Source organism: Pseudomonas asplenii (assembly GCF_001293465.1).
Lineage (GTDB): Bacteria > Pseudomonadota > Gammaproteobacteria > Pseudomonadales > Pseudomonadaceae > Aquipseudomonas > Aquipseudomonas fuscovaginae_B.
In genome coordinates, this window is the sequence record NZ_JSYZ01000007.1 from 60,918 (window position 1) to 83,716 (window position 22,799).

At 63.8% G+C, this 22,799-nt stretch carries 21 protein-coding genes; 11 read left to right on the forward strand and 10 right to left on the reverse strand.

All coding sequences use genetic code 11. The features are described from left to right. Positions 1-60 precede the first annotated feature (60 nt). Entirely contained in the window at positions 61-585 is a 525-nt protein-coding gene (locus tag PF66_RS10020; RefSeq protein ID WP_054056472.1) for a DUF2867 domain-containing protein, read from the forward strand. A gap of 55 nt (positions 586-640) precedes the next feature. On the opposite strand, the gene ggt is transcribed toward PF66_RS10020, so the two are convergent. Further along, positions 641-2,368 carry a gamma-glutamyltransferase gene (ggt, locus tag PF66_RS10025; RefSeq protein ID WP_054056471.1) on the reverse strand — a complete coding sequence of 576 codons (1,728 nt, stop codon included), beginning with the start codon at positions 2,366-2,368 and terminating at the stop codon, positions 641-643. Positions 2,369-2,554: 186 nt separating this feature from the next. Between ggt and PF66_RS10030 the strand changes: the two genes are divergently transcribed. Both PF66_RS10030 and PF66_RS10035 read left to right on the forward strand, forming a co-directional pair. Next, complete coding sequence (locus PF66_RS10030; RefSeq protein WP_054056470.1) at positions 2,555-4,000, forward strand: SulP family inorganic anion transporter; 1,446 nt, start codon at positions 2,555-2,557, stop codon at positions 3,998-4,000. 227 nt (positions 4,001-4,227) lie between these two features. After that, positions 4,228-4,626 (forward strand): hypothetical protein, encoded by a 399-nt coding sequence (locus PF66_RS10035; protein WP_054062580.1) that lies wholly within the window; start codon positions 4,228-4,230, stop codon positions 4,624-4,626. A gap of 7 nt (positions 4,627-4,633) precedes the next feature. On the opposite strand, the gene PF66_RS10040 is transcribed toward PF66_RS10035, so the two are convergent. After that, positions 4,634-5,614: an arsenic resistance protein gene (locus PF66_RS10040; protein WP_054062581.1), complete on the reverse strand. Its 981-nt coding sequence runs from the start codon at positions 5,612-5,614 to the stop codon at positions 4,634-4,636. Between the two features lie 66 nt (positions 5,615-5,680). Further along, the gene (locus tag PF66_RS10045; protein WP_054062582.1) at positions 5,681-6,292 is read right to left on the reverse strand and encodes a LysE family transporter; all 612 of its coding nucleotides are present in this window, start codon (positions 6,290-6,292) and stop codon (positions 5,681-5,683) included. Positions 6,293-6,509: 217 nt separating this feature from the next. On the opposite strand from PF66_RS10045, the gene PF66_RS10050 reads away from it, so the two are divergent. Then, a complete protein-coding gene (locus PF66_RS10050; RefSeq protein WP_054062782.1) occupies positions 6,510-7,724 on the forward strand; it encodes an MFS transporter in 1,215 nt (404 codons plus the stop codon). Between the two features lie 11 nt (positions 7,725-7,735). On the opposite strand, the gene PF66_RS10055 is transcribed toward PF66_RS10050, so the two are convergent. Continuing rightward, positions 7,736-9,091, reverse strand: a complete 1,356-nt coding sequence (locus PF66_RS10055; protein ID WP_054056466.1) for an MATE family efflux transporter — start codon at positions 9,089-9,091, stop codon at positions 7,736-7,738. 396 nt (positions 9,092-9,487) lie between these two features. Between PF66_RS10055 and PF66_RS10060 the strand changes: the two genes are divergently transcribed. After that, positions 9,488-10,114 carry a hypothetical protein gene (locus PF66_RS10060; RefSeq protein WP_054062583.1) on the forward strand — a complete coding sequence of 209 codons (627 nt, stop codon included), beginning with the start codon at positions 9,488-9,490 and terminating at the stop codon, positions 10,112-10,114. Between the two features lie 219 nt (positions 10,115-10,333). On the opposite strand, the gene PF66_RS10065 is transcribed toward PF66_RS10060, so the two are convergent. After that, positions 10,334-11,206: a LysR family transcriptional regulator gene (locus PF66_RS10065; RefSeq protein ID WP_054056465.1), complete on the reverse strand. Its 873-nt coding sequence runs from the start codon at positions 11,204-11,206 to the stop codon at positions 10,334-10,336. 207 nt (positions 11,207-11,413) lie between these two features. Here PF66_RS10065 and ampC point away from each other — a divergent pair, with 207 nt between their 5' ends. Both ampC and PF66_RS10075 read left to right on the forward strand, forming a co-directional pair. Next, complete coding sequence (ampC, locus tag PF66_RS10070; RefSeq protein ID WP_152972997.1) at positions 11,414-12,583, forward strand: class C beta-lactamase; 1,170 nt, start codon at positions 11,414-11,416, stop codon at positions 12,581-12,583. 43 nt (positions 12,584-12,626) lie between these two features. Beyond that, complete coding sequence (locus PF66_RS10075; protein ID WP_054062585.1) at positions 12,627-13,028, forward strand: hypothetical protein; 402 nt, start codon at positions 12,627-12,629, stop codon at positions 13,026-13,028. 7 nt (positions 13,029-13,035) lie between these two features. Here PF66_RS10075 and PF66_RS10080 read toward each other — a convergent pair whose 3' ends face one another. Continuing rightward, positions 13,036-13,938, reverse strand: a complete 903-nt coding sequence (locus PF66_RS10080) for a helix-turn-helix domain-containing protein (protein WP_054056462.1) — start codon at positions 13,936-13,938, stop codon at positions 13,036-13,038. A 172-nt stretch (positions 13,939-14,110) separates the two neighbouring features. Here PF66_RS10080 and PF66_RS10085 point away from each other — a divergent pair, with 172 nt between their 5' ends. Genes PF66_RS10085 through PF66_RS10095 form a run of 3 tightly spaced genes read left to right on the forward strand, consistent with a single transcriptional unit; the run spans position 14,111 to position 17,901 of the window. Next, positions 14,111-15,469 (forward strand): glutamine synthetase family protein, encoded by a 1,359-nt coding sequence (locus tag PF66_RS10085; protein WP_054056461.1) that lies wholly within the window; start codon positions 14,111-14,113, stop codon positions 15,467-15,469. A 45-nt stretch (positions 15,470-15,514) separates the two neighbouring features. Beyond that, positions 15,515-16,603, forward strand: a complete 1,089-nt coding sequence (locus PF66_RS10090) for a polyamine ABC transporter substrate-binding protein (RefSeq protein ID WP_054062586.1) — start codon at positions 15,515-15,517, stop codon at positions 16,601-16,603. Next, the gene (locus tag PF66_RS10095) at positions 16,600-17,901 is read left to right on the forward strand and encodes an NAD(P)/FAD-dependent oxidoreductase (protein WP_054062587.1); all 1,302 of its coding nucleotides are present in this window, start codon (positions 16,600-16,602) and stop codon (positions 17,899-17,901) included. The genes PF66_RS10090 and PF66_RS10095 overlap by 4 nt, the downstream gene beginning before the upstream one ends. 3 nt (positions 17,902-17,904) lie before the next feature. On the opposite strand, the gene PF66_RS10100 is transcribed toward PF66_RS10095, so the two are convergent. The 4 genes from PF66_RS10100 to PF66_RS10115 all read right to left on the reverse strand — a co-directional run bounded on the left by PF66_RS10100 (position 17,905) and on the right by PF66_RS10115 (position 21,558). Further along, complete coding sequence (locus PF66_RS10100) at positions 17,905-19,506, reverse strand: ABC-F family ATP-binding cassette domain-containing protein (protein WP_054062588.1); 1,602 nt, start codon at positions 19,504-19,506, stop codon at positions 17,905-17,907. A gap of 265 nt (positions 19,507-19,771) precedes the next feature. Then, positions 19,772-20,083, reverse strand: coding sequence for an AzlD domain-containing protein (locus PF66_RS10105; RefSeq protein WP_162491338.1), 312 nt, complete (start codon positions 20,081-20,083; stop codon positions 19,772-19,774). Further along, positions 20,083-20,781: an AzlC family ABC transporter permease gene (locus tag PF66_RS10110; protein ID WP_054062589.1), complete on the reverse strand. Its 699-nt coding sequence runs from the start codon at positions 20,779-20,781 to the stop codon at positions 20,083-20,085. Before PF66_RS10110 ends, PF66_RS10105 begins: the two co-directional genes overlap by 1 nt. 117 nt (positions 20,782-20,898) lie before the next feature. After that, positions 20,899-21,558, reverse strand: coding sequence for a ribonuclease T2 family protein (locus tag PF66_RS10115; protein ID WP_054056455.1), 660 nt, complete (start codon positions 21,556-21,558; stop codon positions 20,899-20,901). 296 nt (positions 21,559-21,854) lie between these two features. Here PF66_RS10115 and PF66_RS10120 point away from each other — a divergent pair, with 296 nt between their 5' ends. Further along, the gene (locus PF66_RS10120) at positions 21,855-22,679 is read left to right on the forward strand and encodes an aspartyl/asparaginyl beta-hydroxylase domain-containing protein (protein ID WP_054056454.1); all 825 of its coding nucleotides are present in this window, start codon (positions 21,855-21,857) and stop codon (positions 22,677-22,679) included. The last annotated feature ends 120 nt before the right edge of the window (positions 22,680-22,799 follow it).

Genomic DNA, 22,799 nt, shown 5'->3' on the forward strand with positions numbered 1-22,799 from the left:
TAGAGTGGAGACCCCGACATGGCTCGGGGCTCCATTCATTTCCCGCAAGGATCGCCATTGATGAAGCCCGCCGTGCACCGCTGCCCGGTACCACCCGACTCGAGTATCAACCGCCTGCTGGCCAACGCCGACTTCGTCGACAGCCAGTGCATCAGCGATAGCCATCTCGACCGCACGGCCCTGCGCCATGCGTTGAACATGATGGCGACGACACCGGCCTGGATCGACGGGCTGATGCAGTTGCGCAATCGCCTTGTGGGCCTGTTCGGGCTCAAGGACCTGGGGCGCCTGACCCGCATCGACCTGGCGCGGGCGGATGCCGACTACCGGGAGAACGATCGCGTCGGGATCTTCACGCTGGTCTCCAACCAGCCGGATGAAGTGATGCTGGCCGACCGCGACAGGCACCTCGATGTCTATCTGACGCTGCACCGCTCGCCCGTCACCCCAGAGGGTACGCGCACCCTCACATTGTCGACGGTGGTCCACACGCACAATCGGCTGGGCCGCCTGTACATGCTGCCGGTGGCGCCGTTTCACCGGCTGATCGTGCCGCTCACCCTGCGAAACGCCGGCCGCCGCTGAACCGGCCAGCGGCCCCGGACGCCCGCAACGCGCCAGGGCCGCCGCCGGCGAGCACTCAGTAGCCCAGCGACAGGCCGGTATTGCGCCGCGGGTCATTGGCCCCGTAGAAGCGGTTGTTGCCCACCGGCTTGCCATCGAGCGACGGCGCGCCGACCAGGATCGCCGCCAGGTGATTCAGCGGCTGCGGGCCGGTGAACCGGTGCCCCCAGCTTTCGAGAATCTTCTGCGTGTCCGGGCTTATCGCGTAGGTCTCGAGATTGGTCTCCTCCGGCAGCCATTGCTGATGGAAACGTGGCGCATCCACGGCTTCCTGGATATTCATCCGGTAGTCGATGACATTGAGGATGGTCAGCAGTGTTGCGGTGATGATCCGGCTGCCACCGGGCGTACCGACCACCATGACCGCCTTGCCATCCCTGGTGACGATCGTCGGGCTCATCGACGACAGCGGCGTCTTGCCAGGCGCGATGGCATTCGCCTCGCCCTGCACCAGGCCGTACATGTTCGGCACGCCGACCTTGGCGGTGAAGTCGTCCATCTCGTCGTTGAGGAGGACCCCGGTCCCGCTCGCCATCACCCCGGCGCCAAACCAGTCGTTGAGGGTGTAGGTCACCGACACCGCGTTGCCCCACTGGTCGACGATCGAATAATGGGTGGTGTTGTTGCCTTCATGAGGCGCCACACCCGGCTTGAGGTCCCGGGAGAGTCCGGCCTTGTGCGGATCGATCGCGGCCCGCAGCTTCTCGGCATAGGCCTTGTCCAGCAGGTGCGCCACCGGATTCTTGACGAAATCGGGATCGCCCAGGTAGCTGTTGCGATCGACATAGGCGTGGCGCATGGCCTCGATCTGGTAGTGCAGGCCCTGGGCCGAGTGATAGCCCAGTTGCTGCATCGGATAACCTTCGAGGATGTTCAGGATCTCGCAGATCACCACGCCACCGGAGCTGGGTGGCGGTGCCGAGACGATGTGGTAGCCGCGGTAGTCGCACTCGATGGGGGCCAGCTCGCGGGTCTTGTACCTGTCGAGGTCATCCTGGGTGATGATGCCCTTGCCGGCCTGGCTGGAGTCGACGATGGCCTTGGCCACCCAGCCCTTGTAGAAGCCGTCGGTACCCTTGGCGGAGATTTCCCGCAGGGTTTTCGCCAGGTCCTTCTGCACCAGTTTCTCGCCGACCTGCAGCGGCTCGCCCCTGTTCAGGAAGATTGCACCGGAGTCGTGGATATCCTGGCGGAACTCGTCGGTGGCGGTGTGCAACAGGTCGATGTCGCCCTGCTCCAGTGCGAACCCCTCCTCGGCCAGCCTGATGGCCGGGGCGATCACGTCGGCGCGCTTTTTCGTGCCGTATTTTTCCAGTGCCCGTTCCAGGCCGGAAACCGTGCCCGGCACGGCAACCGCCAGGTGTCCTTTCGAACTCAGGTTGGGGACGACGTTGCCGTCCCTGTCCAGGTACATGTTGGCCGTGGCGGCCAGCGGCGCCTTTTCACGGAAGTCGAGGAAAGTCTTGCGGCCATCGGCCAACTGCACGGTCATGAAGCCGCCACCGCCGAGGTTACCGGCTGCCGGATAAACCACCGCCAAGGCGTAACCGACCGCCACCGCGGCATCCACCGCATTGCCGCCCGCCTTGAGCACATCCACCCCGACGTGGGTGGCCAGGTGTTGCGCGGTGACGACCATGCCGTTCTCCCCGGCGACCGGTGCCTGGGACGCCGCATGGACAGGGGTAACAGCCAGAATCAGCGCCGTCGCCAGCAGCGAGCGCGCAAGGGTTTCGAATTTCATGAGCCGAATTCTCTTTTTCTTATTTGCTGGGAACGCAGACGCCTGTCTGCGCAGGCCCTTGACAAGGTAGCCGCTGCGAATGCCCGTTACCGACTTTTTTGCAGGACCTGTTACATTTCCGTAACATTTCCCGCCTTTCATATAGCCCTCGCTTGCTCCCCCGCTGGCCCCCATCTCAGGTACACCATGAAACCCGCCCGCCTACGCGCCGATGTCCTGGCCGGACTCACCACCGCTTTCGCCCTGGTGCCCGAGTGCATCGCCTTTGCCCTGGTCGCTCATCTCAACCCGCTGATGGGCCTGTATGGCGCCTTCATCATCTGCACACTGACCGCGCTGTTCGGCGGCCGGCCGGGCATGATTTCCGGTGCCGCAGGTTCCATGGCGGTGGTGATCGTCGCCCTGGTGGTGCAGCACGGCGTGCAATACCTGCTGGCGACGGTCGTGCTCGGCGGCCTGATCATGGTCGCCTTCGGCCTGTTGCGCCTGGGCAAGCTGGTGCGGATGGTGCCGCACTCGGTGATGCTCGGCTTCGTCAACGGGCTGGCGATCATCATCGCCCTGGCCCAGTTGGAGCAGTTCAAGGACGGCGAGGGCTGGATCCGCGGTGAACCGCTGGCCGTGATGCTCGGCCTGGTGGCACTGACCATGGCCATCGTCTACCTGCTACCGCGCCTGAGCCGCAGCGTACCGCCGGCGCTGGTGGCGATCCTCGGGGTCGGCCTGCTGGTCTACCTGTGCGGCCTGCCGACCCGCACCCTGGGCGACATGGCCCACATCGCCGGCGGCCTGCCGCTGCCCACGCTGCCGCAAGTGCCGTGGAACCTGGCAACCCTGCAGATCATCGCCCCCTATGCGGTGCTGATGGCCCTGGTCGGCCTGCTGGAAACCCTGCTGACCCTCAACCTCACCGACGAGATCACCGAAACCCGCAGCTACCCGGATCGCGAGTGCACCGCACTGGGCGTGGCCAACATGGTTTCCGGCCTGTTCGGTGGCATGGGCGGTTGCGCGATGATTGGCCAGACGGTGATCAACCTCAGTTCCGGTGGCCGTGGCCGACTGTCCGGCGTGGTGGCCGGGCTGATGGTCCTGCTGTTCGTGCTGTTCCTGTCACCGCTGATCGAACGTATCCCGCTGGCCGCACTGGTGGGAGTGATGTTCGTGGTGTCCCAGCAGACCTTCGCCTGGGCTTCGCTGCGGGTGCTGAACAAGGTGCCGGTGAACGATGTGCTGGTGATCATCGCGGTCACGGTGATCACGGTGTTGACCGACCTGGCGATGGCGGTGCTGTGCGGGATCGTGATCGCTGCGCTGAACTTCGCCTGGCAGCATGCCCGCGAACTGTACGCCGATACCCATCAGGAGCCCGACGGCAGCAAGCTGTACCGCTTGCACGGCACGCTGTTCTTCGCCTCGACCACGCCATTCCAGAACCTGTTCGATCCGGCCAACGACCCACAGAAGGTGGTGCTGGACTGCCGCCACCTGAGTTTCGTCGACTACTCGGCGATTGCCGCACTGAAAAGCCTGCGGGAACGTTACGCCAAGGCCGGCAAGCACCTGCGGGTCGAACATCTGTCGGAACGCTGCAAGCAGCTGCTCAAGCGGGCGGGAGTGCAACACGGATAGGCATCCGGTCTCTGCCTGATCGCCGCGCCGTCTATTCACCCCGGCCCGGTATACGAAGTGGCTGACAACAAGCGGAATAATGGCTTGGAAATATCGGGACACAACTGACAAACCTCGGGACAGCACGCCTGCACAATCTGCGAAGATGGAGAAACAGCCTACCCGGCTGTCCGTTCCCATCGGTCGTCACCGATTGAGAAAGCGTACATGGAACAAGGAGTGTCAGGATGAAAGCCCTTCTATTGATGATCGCCGGCCTGCCCCTGGTCGCCTGCGGCAGCGACACCCCGCCAACCGCCAATGCGGTGCTGGAGGCCCTGAAGGCCAACGGGGTGCCCTTCGGGGCCGTGAGCTACCCGAAGCGCAAGCCCCTGAGCCTGCTGCCCAACACCTACAAGGAGCGGGTGGAAGTGGCATTCCCCAGCATCGCGCCCAAGGGCGGCCAGTTCTTCGTCTGCGAGACCCGCGAATACTGCGATCATCTGCAGGAGCACTTTCATGCCTTGCGGGCCCTGGCCGGCCCGCATGTCTATCGCTCGAAAAGCGGCCGGGTCCTGGCCCAGCTCTACAGCACCCTGGAGCAGCCGGTCGCCAATCAGATCCGGGCCGCCATCGAGGAACTGTAGAAGGGCGTCAGCCCTGGGAGTCATCCGGGCGATTGCGCCAGACCAGCGCCGGAATGGCACGCACATAGATCAGCTCCCCCACCAGCTCGACCAGGGTCTGGGTGATCACGGCGGCAGCTGCCAGGCTGCGGATATCCTCGGGTAACGCCAGGGCCAGCGGCAGCACCACCAGGGAATTGCGCGTGGAGGCACTGAAGACGACGGCACGGGCCGCGCTCGCCGGCAGTCGGCACAGGCGCGCGGCCAGTGCACCCGCCAGCGGTGCCAGCAGCAGGAAGCCGAGGTACACCGGCAACACCGGCGCAAGACGCTCGATATCGCGCACCACTCCGGCGATCTGCGATCCGATCACCGCCACCAGCACCGCGGCCATCGCCGGTACCGGCAGCCAGGCCCAGCTGTCGTTCCAGGCCGTGACCACTCGCGAACGGCGGGCCAGTGCCGAGGTCGTCAGGGCCAGCAGCAATGGCGCGACGATCAGCATGAGGAAGGCTTCGACAAACGGCCCGACCGCTATCACCACCGCGGACTGACCACCCAGCATGCAGGCCAGGTAGACCGGCAGCAGTATCAGTTGCAGCAGCAACAGGATCGGCGTCGCCGCCAGTACCCGCCGCGAATCGCCCCTGCCGATATGGGTGAACACCACCACGTAGTCGATGCAGGGCGTGAGCAGGACCAGCAGTGCCCCTGCCAGAATGGCCGGATGCGCCACCAGGCCGCGACTCAACGCCCAGGCCAGCAGTGGCACCAGCACGAAGTTGGCCAGCAGCAACGCCGACATGAAGCCCTTGTGGCCAAGGCCCTGGCGCAAGTCGAGGAAGGGAATCTGCAGGAACATCGCGTACATCAGCACCGCGATCGCCGGCGTCACCAGGGCATCGAGGCGCCGGGCGATACCGGGAGCCATCAGCCCGAGCAGTATCGCGATGATCACTGCAACGAAGTAGAGCGGTATCTGGTTGCGCTCAAGTGCGTCCCGATTCAAGCCACGTCCCCCTGCCGCAAGAGCGGGTAAGCCCATGCAACGGCGGGACGTTCGTCGAGCGGCGAATTACTGGACCGCCACACGGATGCCGAAGCCGATCAGGAACATGCCGGCGACCTTTTCCAGCACCGTGGTCAGCTTGCGGCTGGATCGTACCTTTTCGGCGAAGAAGTGCGTCAGCAGCACCACGACCAGGCCATAGAGGAAGGTCAGCGACGAGACGGTCACCGCCATGAAGGCGAAGGTCAGCACACCCGGATGCTGGGCCGGGTCGATGAACAGTGGGAAAAACGCCATGTAGAACAGGATCGCCTTGGGGTTGAACAAGGTGATGATCATGGTCTGGCGCAGGTACTGGCGGGCTTTCATCTCGAAGGGCATCGCCGTGCCGGACTTGGCGAACAGCAGTCGGCTGCCGAGATAGAGCAGGTACGCCGCGCCCATCCACTGCACCAGGTGAAACGCTGCCGGATAGGCCTTGAGCAGCGAAGCCACGCCCGCGACCGCCAGCCACATCAGTACCTGGTCACCGAGGATCACCCCGACGGTCGCCGCCAGCCCTGCGCGCACACCCCCCTTGCCGGTCGAGGTGATCAGGGCGAAATTTCCCGGCCCCGGAATCAACAGCAGAATCACGAACGCGAGCACGAACGCCCCGTAGTTACTGACACCCAGCATCACCTGCACGCCTCCTCGGTTCCACGAGGCACCAGCATGCGCATCCCCCGCCAAAGAAGCAACAGGTCGAGGTGCCCTTGCCCAGCACGGTGGTCACTTTCAATCTGGCGTTGAAAGTTCATCAAGGAACCGGCCCATTATCAAATGCCCCGCGATGCCGCAGATTACCGCCCTCGCCGATGCGATCCCGAATCCACCCTGGAAGGTAGTCCCGGACATGAACCATTCCCTGCTCGCCAGCCAGCCTACGCTCACGGCTGCCCGCCTGCCGATTGCGCGCCTGCTGGCGCTGACCATGACCAGTTTCATCGCCACCGCCAACGAAACCGTCCCGGCCGGGCTGCTGCCGCAGATCGCCCGGGGGCTCGATGTTTCCGAAGCCCTGGCGGGCCAGTGGGTGACACTCTGCGCCCTGGGCTCGGGGCTCGCGGCGATCCCGCTGACGCTCGCCACCCGTGGTCTCGGACGACGCTCGTTGCTGCTGTTGACCCTCGCCGTGTTCTTTCTCGGCAATGCCCTGAGCGCCCTGTCGTCTTCCTATGCCCTGACCCTGCTTGCCCGTCTGCTGATCGGCGCGGCCACCGGCCTGGCCTGGAGCCTGCTCGCCGGCTGCGCACGGAGCATGGTCGAGGTGCCCCTGCAAGGCCGTGCCATGGCCCTGGCGATGCTCGGCATTCCGCTGGCCCTGGCGCTGGGCGTACCGCTCAGTGCCTGGCTCACCCACTGGGTTGAGTGGAGAACGATCTTTGCCCTGCTCTCGGGGTTGAGCCTTGTGCTGATGCTCTGGGTAAGGCTGGGAATTCCCCAAACCCATACGCCAGGACCCATTGCCCGCCTGCCCCTGCGCAGGGTGCTGAACACGCCGGGCGTACGGCCGGTGTTGCTGGTGGTCTGGCTCTGGATCATGGCGCACTACAGCCTCTACACCTATATCGCCCCCTTCCTGGAAAGTGCCGGCCCGGCCGTATCGCTGGAACGTGTGCTGCTGGTTTTCGGCATTTCGGCCATGCTGGGCATCTGGCTGGTGGGCCTGCTGGTCGATCGCTGGCTGCGCCGGCTGGTCCTGCTCAGCCTGGGCATCTTCGCCGCCGTGGCGTTGACTCTGGGTCTGAACGGCGCCTCGACGGCCGTGCTGTATGTGGGCGTAACACTCTGGGGCCTGAGCTTCAGCGGCGCGCCAACCCTGCTGCAGACCGCATTGGCCGATGCGGCCGGCGAGGCTGCCGATACGGCTCAGTCGATGCTGGTGACCGCCTTCAACCTGGCGTTTGCCGCCAGTGGCGTGATGGGCGCACTGCTGCTGGACACCTTCGGCGCGGCGTCGATTCCCTGGTCGCTGCTGGCCTGGCTGCTGCCGGCCTGGCTGATTGCCTGGGCTGCCCGCCGCCACGGTTTCCCGGCGGGACGACGCTCGCCACGCAAGCCGGCCTGAGCGCCCGACGATCAGATCAGCCGTTCGATCCGCTTGTGCCGCCAGACCAGCTGATAATAGACGGCCTGCAGTAACAGCATGCCGATATAGGCCGCCGGGAAAGCCATCCATACGCCCTCGAGGCCCAGACGGGCATCGAGCAGATAGGCCACCGGCAGCTCAATTGCGACAATGCAGAAAATGATGATCAATACCGGCGCCATCACCGTGCCACTGGCCCGCATGATGCCACCGATCAACGCCTGGAAGCCGAATATCAACAGGCTCCAGAGCAGGATGTGCAACAGGTGGCCGGCGGTGGCCCTGGTCGCCGGATCGGTGATGAACAGGCCCAGCAGCCAATGGGAAAGACCATATCCGAGGGCGATCAGCCCACCGGTCAGGCCGGTGTTGATCAGCATGCCCGTGCGCAGGATCGGCCCGATCCGCTCCAGGCGCCCTGCCCCGATGGCTTGTGCGCCGAGGATCGAGGCGGTGATAGCGATCGACAGCGCCGGGAACTGTACGTAGTTGACGATCTGCGTCACCGCGCCATAGGCCGCGGTGGCCTGGGAACCGTGCTGGTTGACCAGCGCCAGGATCACCAGCTCGGACAACGACAGCACGATCATCTGCAGGCCGGTCGGCAGGCCGATACGCAGTACCTTGCCGAGGATCGCCCGGTCCAGGCGCATCGCCGCCAGCATTTCGCGGTCCGGTGCCATGACACTGTCCTGCTGGCGCAGACGCAACCCCAGGAACGCCATCGCACAGGCCGTACTCGCCAGGCTAGCCAGGGCCGCGCTCTGAATACCCATCTGCGGCAGTCCCAACCAGCCACGGATCAGTGCCGGCGTCATGACCAGACCGATACCGGTGGACACCAGCAAGGCCAGTAGGGGCGACAGCGTGTCGCTGATACCGCGCAACAGTTGGGTGAACAGGATGAAAATCAGCAACAGCGGCATGGTCAGCATCATCACCTGCGCGTAGCCGACCGCGTCGTCCAGGACATCGGCGGGCGTACCCAGCGCCTGCAGGGCCGGCCGGGCGAAAATGCTACCGAGTACCGCCGCCACCAGTCCGATCAGCATGCCCAGGGTCAGGGTCGCGCCCACGACGGCCTTGAGCGCATGCAGTTCACGCGCGCCCCAGGCCTGGCCGATCAGCACCGAGGCGCCGGCTCCCAGGCCAATGATCAGGGCAATGAAGAAGAACACCACCGGAAACATTCCGGACACCGCCGCCAGGGCTTCGGTGCCCAACATCTGACCGATGTAGATACTGTTCAGCGTGCCGGAAAACGACTGCAGGAAGTTGGACAGCACCATCGGTGCGAGGAAAACCAGATAGACCTGCCAGAGAGGACGCTGCGGGTGTGGCTGCATGTAGGACTCGGATCTCGGATGAGGTACATCGACGTAGGCGCCGACTCTAACCTATAGAAGATTCGTGAGGGATTTTTGTCACCTGCCCAGCTTCAGGGCGAAGGGATTTCCCTGACGTTGTCCAGCCATTGCGGGTCCGGCCTCGCCTGCCCGGGATCGACGTGGGTGACGCGCACCAGACTGCGCCTGAGCCGAATACAGGGCTGCCCGGATCACTAAAAGGTGTTTCAGCACTCGCCTGTGAGAGTGCCTGGACTGCACAGCGGACATCGTTGAATGGCAGGCAACAAGCTAGGCAATTGCCCACAAAATCTGAAGAACGAACTGACTATCAGGCACTGCCAGTTTGAATCGACTATCGCACCTGGATCGCTATCGTCTATCGCAGGAGCAATGATGAACTTATCCCTGAGCCTATACGAGGCGCTGACCACCGCCAGCGCTCCCCCCGATAAAGCCAAGGCAGCGGCAGATGCCTGGGAGGCCGAAATGCAGAATCTTGCGTCAGGATCCGATCTGCGACAGACCGAGGAACGCCTGCAGGCATCGATCTCCGAGCAGGGCAAGGACCTGCGCGCAACGATGAGCGAGCAGGTTCATGAACTGCGCACCACGATCAGCGAGCAGGTTCACGAACTGCGCACCACGATGAACGAGCAGGTTCACGAACTGCGCGCCACGATGAACGAGCAGGCTCACGAACTGCGCGCCACGATGAACGAGCAGGTTCACGAACTGCGCACCACGATGAAAGAACAGGCCCATGAGCTGCGTACCCTGCTCAAGGAACAGAACCACGAGTTGCGTACCCTGATGTTCCAGCAACGTGCCGAACTCCGCACGCAGAGCCACGAACAAGGCAGCGAGCTTCGCCTGTTGATGCAGCAGCAGGGCGCGGACCTCCGGTTGTCGATGTCCGGGTTGCAGGCACAGATCAACGTGATGCGCTGGCAGATTGGCCTGATCCTCATCTGTGTCGCGATACCGCTGCTCAAGCTGGCGTTCGACCTGCTGACCCGCTGAGCCGGCCAGCCACAAGACGAGTGCCACTGACTCCAGGCACCGAATCATCATTTCAATTGATCATTCAAATCGTGAAACGGAATTTTTTATTTGCCTCGGTTCCCGACAGGATAAGTCACCTTTCAACCGTCGGATGCTCCACCATGAACCTGAACCTGGCCATTGCCTGCGCAATCGTAGTCTCTTTCGCCGTTGCGCTGATTCACACCTGAGTTCCCATCAACGCAATTGCTCGACCAGCCAGTTGCGAAAGGCCGCCATCGCCGCCGTTTCGGCACGCGACTGCAAGCGGGTCAGCCAGTAGCTGCCCGTGACGATACCGATATCGAAAGGCTGCCGGATATCACCGGTATCCAATTGGCGAGAGAACATCATCGGCGGCGCCAGCGCCACCCCCGCTCCCTGCAATGCAGCCTCCATCATCGCCAGCGACGAATCGAAAACCACACTGTCGGCCACCAGGCTGTTGCTCGGCAAGCCGGCACGCTGGAACCACTCGGGCCATTCATCGGTGCGGTAGGAACGCAACAGCGTCTGTTTCAGAACATCCGCCGGAGACTGCAATTGCTCGGCGACCTGCGCAGTGCACAACACCGAGAGCGGTGCCTCCAGCAAGCGCATGGCGTCGACGCCATGCCAGGCTCCCGTACCGAAACGAATAGCGAAATCGAGCCCCTCGGCCGCCACATCCACCCGGTTGTTGTTGGTGGACAGGCGCAGGTCGATAAACGGGTGGCTCTCGCGAAAATCCGCCAGCCGCGGCAACAACCACCCCACGGCGAACGTGCCCACCGCCCCCACCGTCAGCACCTCCCGGTAGTGCCCACCCTCGAACCGGCCCAGGGCCTGGGCAATCCGGTCAAACGACTCGCACAGCACCGGCAGCAGGCTCTCGCCTTCGGCGGTCAGCATCAGGCCACGGGGCAGGCGCTTGAACAGAGCGACCTGCAACTGGCTCTCAAGGCTCTTGACCTGATGGCTGACCGCCGCCTGAGTCACGCACAACTCGACCGCTGCCCGGGTAAAACTCAAGTGCCGCGCGGAGGCCTCGAAAGCCCGCAGGGCATTGAGTGGCAAATGAGGACGGACCATGGCGTTTGCTCCTAGTTTTTCTAATGGCTAATCCGAAATTTCATCGTTTGTCGAGGGGCCGACTCATCCCCTAGATTGAGCTTCGCCCCGCAACTGCGCCGTGGACCAGGCAAGCCTCACGCCATGGGCCGGAACATGGACGACGGTCCAGAAAACAGCCCGACAGGATGCGGACAAACAATCAAAATCATGGAAAAAAGCCAGATTATGCCGATAAGACTCACAATTCGTGACAAATTACTCACCAGCCTCTTGTGCCTGCTCAGCACCGGGAACAGCTTTGCCGGCCAGACACCCGTCGACCCGCTCAAGGCCGTCGTGGATGCCGCGATTGAACCGATCATGCAGGAACAGGGCGTCCCCGGCCTGGCCGTGGCGGTCCTGGTCAACGGCCAGGCACATTACTTTAACTACGGTGTTGCCTCCAAGACGGACAAACAGCCGGTAACAGAAAACACCCTGTTCGAGATCGGTTCGGTCAGCAAGACCTTCAACGCCACACTCGCGGCCTATGCCGTAGCCCAGGGCAAACTGTCGCTGGCGGAAAACACCAGCCACTACCTGCCCGAGCTGCGGGGCAGCGCCTTCGACAGGATCAGCGTGCTCGACCTCGGTACCTACACCCCCGGCGGCCTGCCGTTGCAGTTTCCCAACGAGGCGGACAGCACCGACAAGATGATGGGTTACTTCCAGCACTGGAAGCCGATCTACCCTGTCGGCGAGCGCCGCCAGTATTCCAACCCGAGCATCGGCCTGTTCGGCTACGTGGCCGCCAGGAGCCTCGGCCAGCCATACGACGACCTGATGGAAAGGACCCTGCTGCCCAAGCTGGGGCTAAAGCACACCTACCTCAGGGTTCCCAAGGACCAGATGAGCCGCTACGCCCAGGGCTACACCAAGGAGGACAAACCCTCCCGGGTCGGCCCTGGCGCGCTGGATTCCGAGGCCTATGGCATCAAGACCACCGCCAGCGACCTGCTGCACTACGTCCAGGTGAACATGCGGCCCCGGCAACTCGACGCGCCCCTGCAACAGGCGATCAGCCTGACCCACAGTGGCTACTACCGGTTCGGCGACACCACCCAGGGCCTGGGCTGGGAGTTCTACCCCTCCCCGGTCAAGCTGGACACCCTGCTCGAGGGCACCTCGTACAAGATGCTCGAACCGCAGGACATCACCCGGTTCAAGACCCCACAATCACCGCAGGCCGATAGCTGGGTCAACAAGACAGGCGCCACCAATGGCTTCGGCGCCTACGTGGCGTACCTGCCGGCGAAGAACATCGGCATCGTGCTGCTGGCCAACAAGAACTACCCCAACCCGGTGCGGGTCAAGGCCGCCTACCAGGTACTGAGTGCCGTGCAAGACATGCAGTAACCCCATGGGCAAAAGCCCTTGCACTTGGCTATGATCGGAGGTCATGAACACCCTGCCTCCGATCCGCCAGCCCTGTCCTCCCGGCGCCTGCAATTGCGAGCGGGAACGGCTGCTGGAGACACCCGGTAGCGACATCCGCATCCTGCGCCTGACCCGCCAGGAAGAGAAAATCCTGCTCGAACGCCTCGAAGACCTCAAGAGCCTGGCCGACCTCGAACGCCTGCAACAGCGGATGTACGAGCAACTGGGCATTCGCCTGACCATCGCTCCTGGCCCCAACGAAGTGCGGACCATGCGCGGTATCGGCATTCACATCGAAGAGCTGCCGGGCCTGTGTCGCAAGACCCGCCAGTCGATCCCGGCAGCGATCCGCCGCGGCCTGGAAAAACGTCCGGAAATCGCCTACGAACTGCTCAACGCCCACGACCTGCTGGACGGTCTGTGAACCCCTCTCAGCGGCTCATCTGCCGACGCTTCAGGGTCTGGCTCGGCAACTCGCGGAACAACGCCCGATAGCTGCTGGAAAACCGTCCCAGGTGCCAGAACGACCAATGCATCGCCACTTCGGCGACGGTGCTCCGCGCCTTGCCGTGCAGCAGTTCGTGGCGCGCGCCGTTCAGACGGCGCAAGCGCAGCCATTGGGTCGGGGTCATCCCGGTGAACGCCTTGAAGGCATGCTGTAACTGGTGCAGCGACACGCCGGCCACCTGAGCAAGTTCCAGCAGGTTCAGGGTTTCCTCGGGGGCATCGGCCGCCCATTCGCCAATGCGCTTCATGATGCCGCGCTCTTCCGTGCGCCGTTGCCACGAGCCGCGGTCCAGGCAGGCGTTATCGAGAAGGTACAGGCAATCCTCCAGCAACTGCTGGCTCAGGGCCTCCCGGCTTGGCGGATCGCCAGCCTGACTCAGACGAGTCAGGGTTGCGCTGAGCCAGCGGCCGAACAACGCATTCTGCTGCGAGTTGAGCGGCGCCATGAACAGGCCGTCGAGCCGGGCGATGTCCAGGCCGTGATGCCGAACGAACTCAGGGCCGAACACCACCGCCACTTCCTGGTAGTTCTCCGGTGTGATCCAGATGTTGCGGCTCTCGCCATTGAGCATATACAGGGCATTGTCGCTGCGGTCGAAACAGAAGGCCAGCGCGCCCGACGGGGCACTGAAGTTCTGCTCCACACGGGTGTTCATGCACTCCTCGTAGATTTCCACGCCCTGCAGGTCCAGGTAGCGAATCTGCCCGGCGAAATGCCCCGGCGACATCTGCTGGTAATGCTGGACCCAACCCGGTGTCGCCCGGATCTGTTCGGTCACGTCGGCGGTCTTGAACGCCTGGACCCGCAAGGAATTAGGCTCTGTCATGGGAGACCATTGCGCACCTTTATGGTGCATCTTGGTATGGGAAAAGTGGATAGATGGAACCGCGCAGCTGACAGCAAGATAGTCGCCAACGCGCTGCAGGGGAAGCCTCCCGCCGTTTTCAGGCAAGCGGAAGGCCCAACCTGGCGTCGATGAAACCAACGACGAGGTCCTTATGAACGCCCCTTTCGATCAGCTGTCCTCATGGCTGAAAGAACACAAGATTACCGAAGTGGAATGTGTGGTCAGCGACCTGACCGGCATCGCCCGCGGCAAGATCGCACCCACCAACAAGTTCCTGCATGAGCGAGGCATGCGCCTGCCGGAAAGTGTGCTGCTGCAAACGGTAACCGGGGACTTCGTCGAGGACGATGTCTACTACGACCTGCTCGACCCGGCCGACATCGACATGATCTGCCGCCCCGACGCCTCGTCGATCTACCTGGTGCCGTGGGCCATCGAACCGACCGCGATCGTCATCCACGACACCTTCGACAAACAGGGCAACCCGATCGAGCTGTCGCCACGCAACGTCCTCAAGAAGGTCCTGCAGCTCTATACCGACAAGGGTTGGCAGCCGATCGTCGCGCCGGAGATGGAGTTCTACCTGACCCAGCGCTGCGAAGACCCGGACCTGCCGCTCAAGGCCCCGCTGGGTCGCTCGGGCCGTGCCGAAAGCGGTCGGCAGTCGTTCTCCATCGACGCCGCCAACGAATTCGATCCGCTGTTCGAAGACGTCTACGACTGGTGCGAAGCCCAGGGCCTGGACCTCGACACGCTGATTCACGAAGACGGCCCGGCGCAGATGGAAATCAACTTCCGCCACGGCGATGCCCTCGACCTGGCCGACCAGATCACCGTGTTCAAACGCACCCTGCGCGAAGCGGCGCTCAAGCACAACGTCACCGCGACCTTCATGGCCAAGCCGATCGCCGACGAGCCTGGCAGTGCCATGCACCTGCACCAGAGCGTGGTCGACATCGCCACCGGCAAGCCGATCTTCGTCAACGCGGACGGTTCCAAGAGCGAGCTGTTCCTGCACCACATCGGCGGCCTGCAGAAGTACATCCCCAAGGTGCTGCCGATGTTCGCCCCCAACGTCAACTCGTTCCGCCGTTTCCTGCCGGACACCTCGGCGCCGGTCAACGTCGAGTGGGGCGAGGAAAACCGCACCGTCGGCCTGCGGGTGCCAACCTCCAGCCCCGAGGCCATGCGCGTGGAAAACCGCCTGCCGGGCGCCGACGCCAACCCCTACCTGGCAATCGCCGCCAGCCTGCTGTGCGGTTACCTGGGCATGGTCGAAGGCATCGAGCCCAACCCGCCGGTGGAAGGCCGCGCCTACGAGCGGCGCAACCTGCGCCTGCCGATCACCATCGAGGATGCCCTGGCCCACATGGAAGATTGCCCGACCCTCGACCGCTACCTGGGCAGCCAGTTCGTGCGCGGCTACGTGGCGGTCAAGCGCGCCGAACACGAAAACTTCAAGCGGGTGATCAGTTCCTGGGAACGTGAATTCCTCCTGCTCAGCGTCTGATCCCCCAACCCGACCTCACCCACAACCACTCAACGAGGTGTCGACATGCGTCTATTGAAATCCGTGGTCCCCTTCACCCTGGCGCTGCTGTTCGGCGCCACGGCTCACGCCGAACCGACCGTCAGCGTCTACAACTGGACCGACTACATCGGCGAGACCACCCTCGCCGACTTCCAGGCCAAAAGCGGGATCAAGGTGATCTATGACGTGTTCGACTCCAACGAAACCCTGGAAGGCAAGCTGCTCGCCGGCCGGACCGGCTATGACGTGGTGGTGCCTTCCAACCATTTTCTCGGCCGCCAGGTGAAAGCCGGGGCGTTCCTCAAGCTCGACCGCGCGCAATTGCCGAACTGGAAAAACCTCGACCCGCAACTGCTCAAGCTGCTGGAAAAGAACGATCCGGGCAACGCGCACTCGGTGCCCTACCTGTGGGGCACCAACGGCATCGGCTACAACGTCGACAAGGTCAAGCAGGTACTGGGTATCGACCACATCGACTCGTGGGCGGTGCTGTTCGAACCGGAGAACCTGAAGAAGCTCAGCCAATGCGGTGTCTCGTTCATGGACTCGCCGGACGAGACCTTCCCGGCGATCCTCAACTACCTGGGCATGGACCCACGCAGCTCCAACCCCGAGGACTACAAGAAGGCCGAGGCCAAGCTGCTGACCCTGCGGCCGTACATCACCTACTTCCACTCCTCCAAGTACATTTCGGACCTGGCCAACGGTGACATCTGCGTTGCCTTCGGCTACTCCGGCGACGTGTTCCAGGCCGCCAACCGGGCCAAGGAGGCGAAGAACGGCATCAACATCGCCTACTCGATTCCCAAGGAGGGCAGCAACCTGTGGTTCGACCTGCTGGCGATCCCGGCCGACGCCGCCAACGTCAAGGAGGCCCATGCCTTCATCAACTACCTGCTCGATCCGCAGGTGATCGCCAAGGTCAGCGCCACGGTCGGCTACGCCAACCCCAACCCGGCCGCCCAGCAGTACATGGACGTCGACCTGGTGCACAACCCCGAGGTCTACCCACCGCAGGAAGTGCTCGACAAACTGTACATCTCGACCACGCCGACCCCGGAAATCATGCGCCTGATGACCCGTTCCTGGAGCAAGGTGAAGACCAACAAATGAGCCACGACAGCACCATGGAACATGCCCGTTCCTATTACGCTGCCACCGCCCACTCGATGCCGGACCGCCCCCGGCTCGAGTCGGACCTGGTCGCAGACGTCTGCGTGATCGGCGGCGGCTTCACCGGCGTCAATACCGCGATCGAGCTGGCCCAGCGCGGCCTCTCGGTGGTCCTGCTCGAAGGCCGGCGCATCGGCTGGGGCGCCAGCGGGCGCAATGGTGGCCAACTGATCCGTGGCATCGGCCATGATGTCAGCGGCTTCGCCCGCTACGTCGGCACGGGCGGCGTGCGCTACCTGGAGCGGGCCGGCATCGACTCGGTCGCGCTGGTTGGCGAACGGATCCGCGAACATGCCATCGACTGCGACCTGCGCTGGGGCTTCTGCGAACTGGCCAACACCGCGGCGCAGTTCGCGGCATTCCAGGCCGAGCAGGAACACCTGGCCCAACTGGGGTATGCACATCAAACGCGAATTGTCGAATCGCGGGACATGCGCCAGGTGGTGGCGTCCAGCGCGTATGCCGGTGGCCTGATCGACATGGGCTCCGGGCATCTGCATCCGCTCAACCTGGTACTGGGCGAAGCGCGGGCAGCCGAGTCGCTGGGGGTACGGATCTTCGAACAGAGCCCGGTGCTCGAACTGCTGCATGGCAGCCGCGTGCGGGTGCGCTGCGCCCACGGCAGCGTGCGCGCCGACAGCCTGGTGCTGGCCTGCAATGCCCACCTCGATGATCTCGAACCGCGCCTGAGTGGCAAGGTGCTGCCGGCCGGCAGCTACATCGTCGCGACGCAACCGCTGACCGCGGCGCTGGCCGCCGAACTGATCCCGCAAAACCTGGCGCTGTGCGACCAGAAGGTCGGCCTGGACTACTATCGACTGTCCGCCGACCGCCGCCTGCTGTTCGGCGGCGCCTGCCACTACTCCGGGCGGGATCCGGCGGATATCGGCGCCTACATGCGGCCGAAGATGCTCAAGGTGTTCCCGCAACTGGCGGATGTGCGCCTGGACTTCCAGTGGGGAGGCAAGATCGGCATCACCGCCAACCGCTTCCCCCAGGTCGGCCGCCTGCGCCAGCAGCCGAACGTGTTCTATGCCCAGGGCTATTCCGGTCACGGCGTCAATGTCACCCATTGGACCGCCCGGCTGTTGGCCGAAGCGATTCACGCCGGACAGAGCCAGGGCATGGACATCTTCAGCGCGGTCCCGCACATGACCTTCCCCGGCGGCAAGGCCCTGCGCTCGCCGTTGCTGGCGCTGGGCATGCTCTGGCACCGGCTGCGCGAGGTGCTGGGCTGAGCATCACGCCCAGGGTTGCAGTTGCCAGCCATCGACGCCGGCCTGCAACCGTTCGGTCAGTTGGAGCCGATCGAGAAAACGCCGGTCATGGGACACCACCAGCAGCGCACCGTGGAACTGCACCAGCATGCTTTCCAGGGCCTGCAGCGACGGCAGGTCCAGGTGATTGTTCGGCTCGTCCAGCAACAGCAGCTGCGGCGGCTCGTCCGCGTAGAGCACGCTGGCCAGCGCACCCTTGAGTCGTTCGCCACCGCTGAGCAGGCCGCTGGGCTGCATGACGCATTCGGCCCCCAGGCCCAACTGCGCCAGACGGCTACGCAACTCGCCTTCGCTCGAATGCCGATTCACCGCTCGCAACTGTTCCAGGATCGAACGCTGCGGATCGACAGCGGACAGGGCCTGGTCAAGATAGGCCAGCGTGCCATTGACCACGAAGTCACCCCCAGTCGTCGGTAGTTGCCCTGCCAGGACCTTGAGCAGGGTGGACTTGCCGCTGCCGTTGCGCCCCACCACGCCGATCCGCTGCTGCCCATGCAGGACCAGGCTGAGCTGTCCCTGTACACGGGGCAGGCGCAGGTCGTCGAGGACCAGCACCCGCCGTCGCGCAAATTGCGCACTGGCTGGCGCCTGCAGCACGACCGCCACCTCCTGCTCCACCGCACGGGCCGCTTCACGCACCTGTTGCGCCAGGTTTTCACGTACAGCCGCCTGCTGGGCCTGCTGCTTGCCACGGGTGTTTTCACTGATGCCCTTGCGACACCCCAACAGGATCGGCGCCTGGTTGGCCTGCCCGGCCTGCCGTTCGGCACGGGCCTGGCGCTGCTCCTGGCGCGCCTGCTGAAGCCGTAGGGCCTGCTCGGTACGCTTGCGTTCGAGCCGGGCATGCTCCAACTGGCGCACCGCCTCGTCGCGCTCGACGGCCTTCTGCTGCAGGTAAAAACTGTAGCCGCCGCCATAGCTGCGCAGGCCCAGGCTGGACAGTTCGACGATCCGGCTCATCTGCTCCAGCAGCTCCCGGTCATGGCTGATCACGATCAGGCCACGGGGCCAGCGCCGCAGTTGCTCCATCAGGGCCTGACGCGCAGGCCGATCGAGATGATTGCTCGGCTCGTCGAGGATCAGCGTCTGCGCATCCGACAGGCTGGCTCCCGCCAGCGCCACGCGCATCGCTTCGCCACCGCTCAGGCTGGCGACGGGACGGCTGATGTCCAGCCCCTTCAGGTCATGGCGCTCCAGTTCGGCCTGCAGTTGCTGGCGAATATCCCAGCGCTCGCCGACCTGGTCGTAATCGGCCGTATCGAGACCACCGGCTTCGATACGCTCCAGGGCTGCCAGCAGTTCCTGCACGCCGAGCAATGTCGCGATCGAGGCATGGGGGTCGAGCTGCTGGGCCAGATAGTGGACCTTGCCGCCACGCCGGCAATACCCTTCGGCCGGCGATAGCTGCCCCGCGAGCAGGCGTGCGAGCACGCTCTTGCCGACGCCATTGCGCCCGACAATCGCCGTCGGCTGTCCATCGAAGCGGGCATCGAGCCCGGAAAAAAGCACCCGGCCATCGGCCAGGACATAGGAAACGCTTTCCAGCGCCAGGTACGAATTCGTCATGCGAACTCCCATCAATGCCATGGACTCCACCCTGCAGCAGGGGGTGCGGAGACTGGCCGTCGGAACAGACGGCGGCATCAATTGCGCATTGGACGAACACCTCGAAAAAAGCAATGGGCCGTCAGTATCACCGTGACCGACGCCCCCTGACAAGCCTATGCCAACGCGCAGAAATCGCTGCGGCCGTCACAGGTGACCCGGATCGTCAAGGAAGGCGACGTCGGCACGCTCGCAGCCCCTGGGGCTGAACCACCGTTTCCAGGAGCTACAGCCACCAGCGCAAGAGGAAGAAGAACGCCATGCTCAGCAACATGCTGAGCAGCGTGTTGCGGGTATAAAGCACCAGGCCGACGGCCACCAGCGAACTGATCAGGTAGGGATTGTCCCACTGCAGGTTCAACTGCCGGTCCGGCATGAACACGATCGGCCCGCAGATCGCCGTCAGCATCCCCGGCACGGCAAAACCGAGAAACTGCCGGGCATTGCTGCTCAGGCGCAACGGCAGGCGCGGTTCGAGAAACACATAGCGGTTGAGGAACACCAGCAGCCCCATTCCGACAATCACGGCCCAGACCATCATTCACGCCCCCGATACAGCTTGTTGCAGACGAAACCCGCCGCCATCCCCGCCAGCCCCGACAGCACCAGCGCCGACCCCCACTGCCAGTAGCTGAACAGCACCGAACAGAACAGCGACACCGCCACGCACACCACCGTCGGCACGTTGCGTACCACCGGCGTGATCAGGGCGATGAAGGTGGCGGCAATGGAGAAATCCAGCCCCAGGTGTTCCAGCCCGGGAATGCTGCTGCCCAGCACGATTCCGGCCAGGGTGAACAGATTCCAGGCGATATAGAACGTCAGCCCCACCCCCAGCGCGTACCAGCGATCGAACTGGTGTCGGTCGTGCTGGCTGGTCAGGGCGAACAGCTCGTCGGTCAGCAGAAACCCCAGGCCAAGGCGCCAGCGTCCCGGCAGCGGCGCGATCACCGAGCGCATGCTCATGCCGTAGAGCAGGTGTTGCGAGGTCAGCAGCGCGGTGGTCAGCAGGATCGAGAAGATCCCCGCCCCGCCCTTGAGCATGCCGATAGCCACCAGTTGCGCGGCGCCGGCAAACACGATGCCGGAGAGCCCCTGGCCTTGCAGAGGGGTCAGATCGGCCTCGATGGCCATGGAGCCGGCCAGCAGCCCCCAGGGTGCGGTCGCCAGGGAAAGCGGCATGATCGCCACGGCACCGCGCAGGAATGCACTGCGGGGCAAGGAATGTTCGGACATGGAAGCTCGGACGTCAGTAAAGGGCTGCCGACTGTGGCAGGCCCTTTGCGCCGTGTCTTGAACAATCTTGCAACGCTGAGCGGCGCCAGCCGGCACCGCTCAGGATGCGAACCGCGCTCAGCGGATCGGCGGCAGACGTACCTTGCCGTCGCGGCACTGGGTTTTCACGCCCTTGCCGCACGACTCGAAACCCAGGTCCTTGTTCAGGCACACCCGGACTTCCGACAGTTGCGGACCGCTGCAACCCACCGTGACGCCATCGGCCGGCAGGCCCGGATTGCCCTGCTGGAACAGCTGGACGATTTCTGCGGCGGAGTACTCCCGGACGCTGGTCGACGGCTGCAGCTCATCGGGGATGTGCACCTTGCCCAGGGCCTGGTCGGTGGTCTGCAGGTAGCGGTCGGCGCCCAGGCCACTGCAGGTACCGTGCTTGCTCCACTCATGTTCGAGCAGCTTGGCCGTCGGGAACATCGTGCTGCCCTGCTGGCGCTGGGCAGCCGTCAGCGGTGTCAACGGCGCACAGAACTGCGGCCAGCCGCCCTTGGCATACTGCGGCCAGAGTCCGTGGAGCACAAAGCCGTAACCCTTGCCCTTGCACTGTTCATTACCGGCATGGGTCAGGCAGAAGGTCGGCGACCACGACAGGCTCAGCAGGTAATAGTCGAACTCGCCAGCCTGCCCCTTCTGCCTGTTCTTTCCCGATGAAGACTGCTGATCCGCCTGTGCGCCGCCCATCGACAACATCAGCACGGCCAATACCACGCAAATCCACTTCATACTGACTCCCTGCTCCTGGTTAGGTTGGACATCGATCCCCGATGTCAATGATGGCTCTACACGAATCCCGTTAAATAAATTGTTAAGAAACCTTACAAAACAGTAACATTTGATACGATTATCCCTCGCCCGAACTTCTATCATGGCAGGCATCGCTTGACCTGCCCGGCCTGCTGGTTCGGGCAAACCGTCGCCCCGGACGGTTGCGCACCCGAACACGGTGCTTTCCTGGGTTCCAACGCGCCATCCGGCGCCCGCCACTACCTGCTGCAATCGCTCTAAGGGAGCCCCGGTTCATGAGTATCCGCAACATCCGCAAGAAAGTCGTCTCGCTCCTCTGGACGCTGGGCGTGCTTCTGGTCATCTACTGCTTCCCGAAAACCGTGTTCGGCTTCCTGGCGCTGGTGGTGATCTGCGGTATCTACGATTTCCTGCGCAATGGTATCTATACCGCCGAACTGGCGAAGAAATATTTCATCGGCAACGGCCGCAATACCTGGGTCCTGTCGCCGTTCAACACCCTGTTCGACCTGGTGAGCCGGCGCAACCGCGGCGTCTATCGCATGCAGGACCTGCCCGAAGACTGCCAGCGCGAGTTGCAGCAGGTCATCGACCGGGCCATGGACCACAAGGACGAGATCATCCAGTACCTCGACGGCCGCATGGCCCAGAACAAGCGCGGCATGCTGTTCTTCCAGTGGTACGGGCGCAAGATCGACACCGAACTGGACATCCGCGAACTGCAGCAGAAATTCCCCTATGTGAAGACCGTCGGCGTCTCGGTGTTCAACGCCAACCAGTCGACCTCGTTCCACTTCGGCCCGCTGCGCATGATGTTCCGCGTGCTCTACAACATGGCGCCGGCACCGCATCATGACGGTGTCTACATCCAGTGCCGCAAGGACAAGCACTTCTGGCATGACGACCCGTTGTTCATCTTCGACGACACCCTGCTGCATGCCTCGTTCAACAAGAACGACACCAAGCGCTACTGCCTGTTCATCGACATCGTGCGGCCGTCCCGCACGCCGTTCATCCTGCGCGGCGTGATCGCCGGCTTCGCCGGTGCCGTGTTCGCCCTGCGCCGGGTGTTCTACAAGAACTGGAAGCTGATCCAGTAAGCCCCGCCCCACCCTGGGCACCGCGTATCCGCTCGCCCAGGGCCCTCCTGCTCAAACACCACCTACTACTACCTGCCCACCCCGCTGCCTGACGGTGGAAAACGGCCCGGCCGAGGTCCG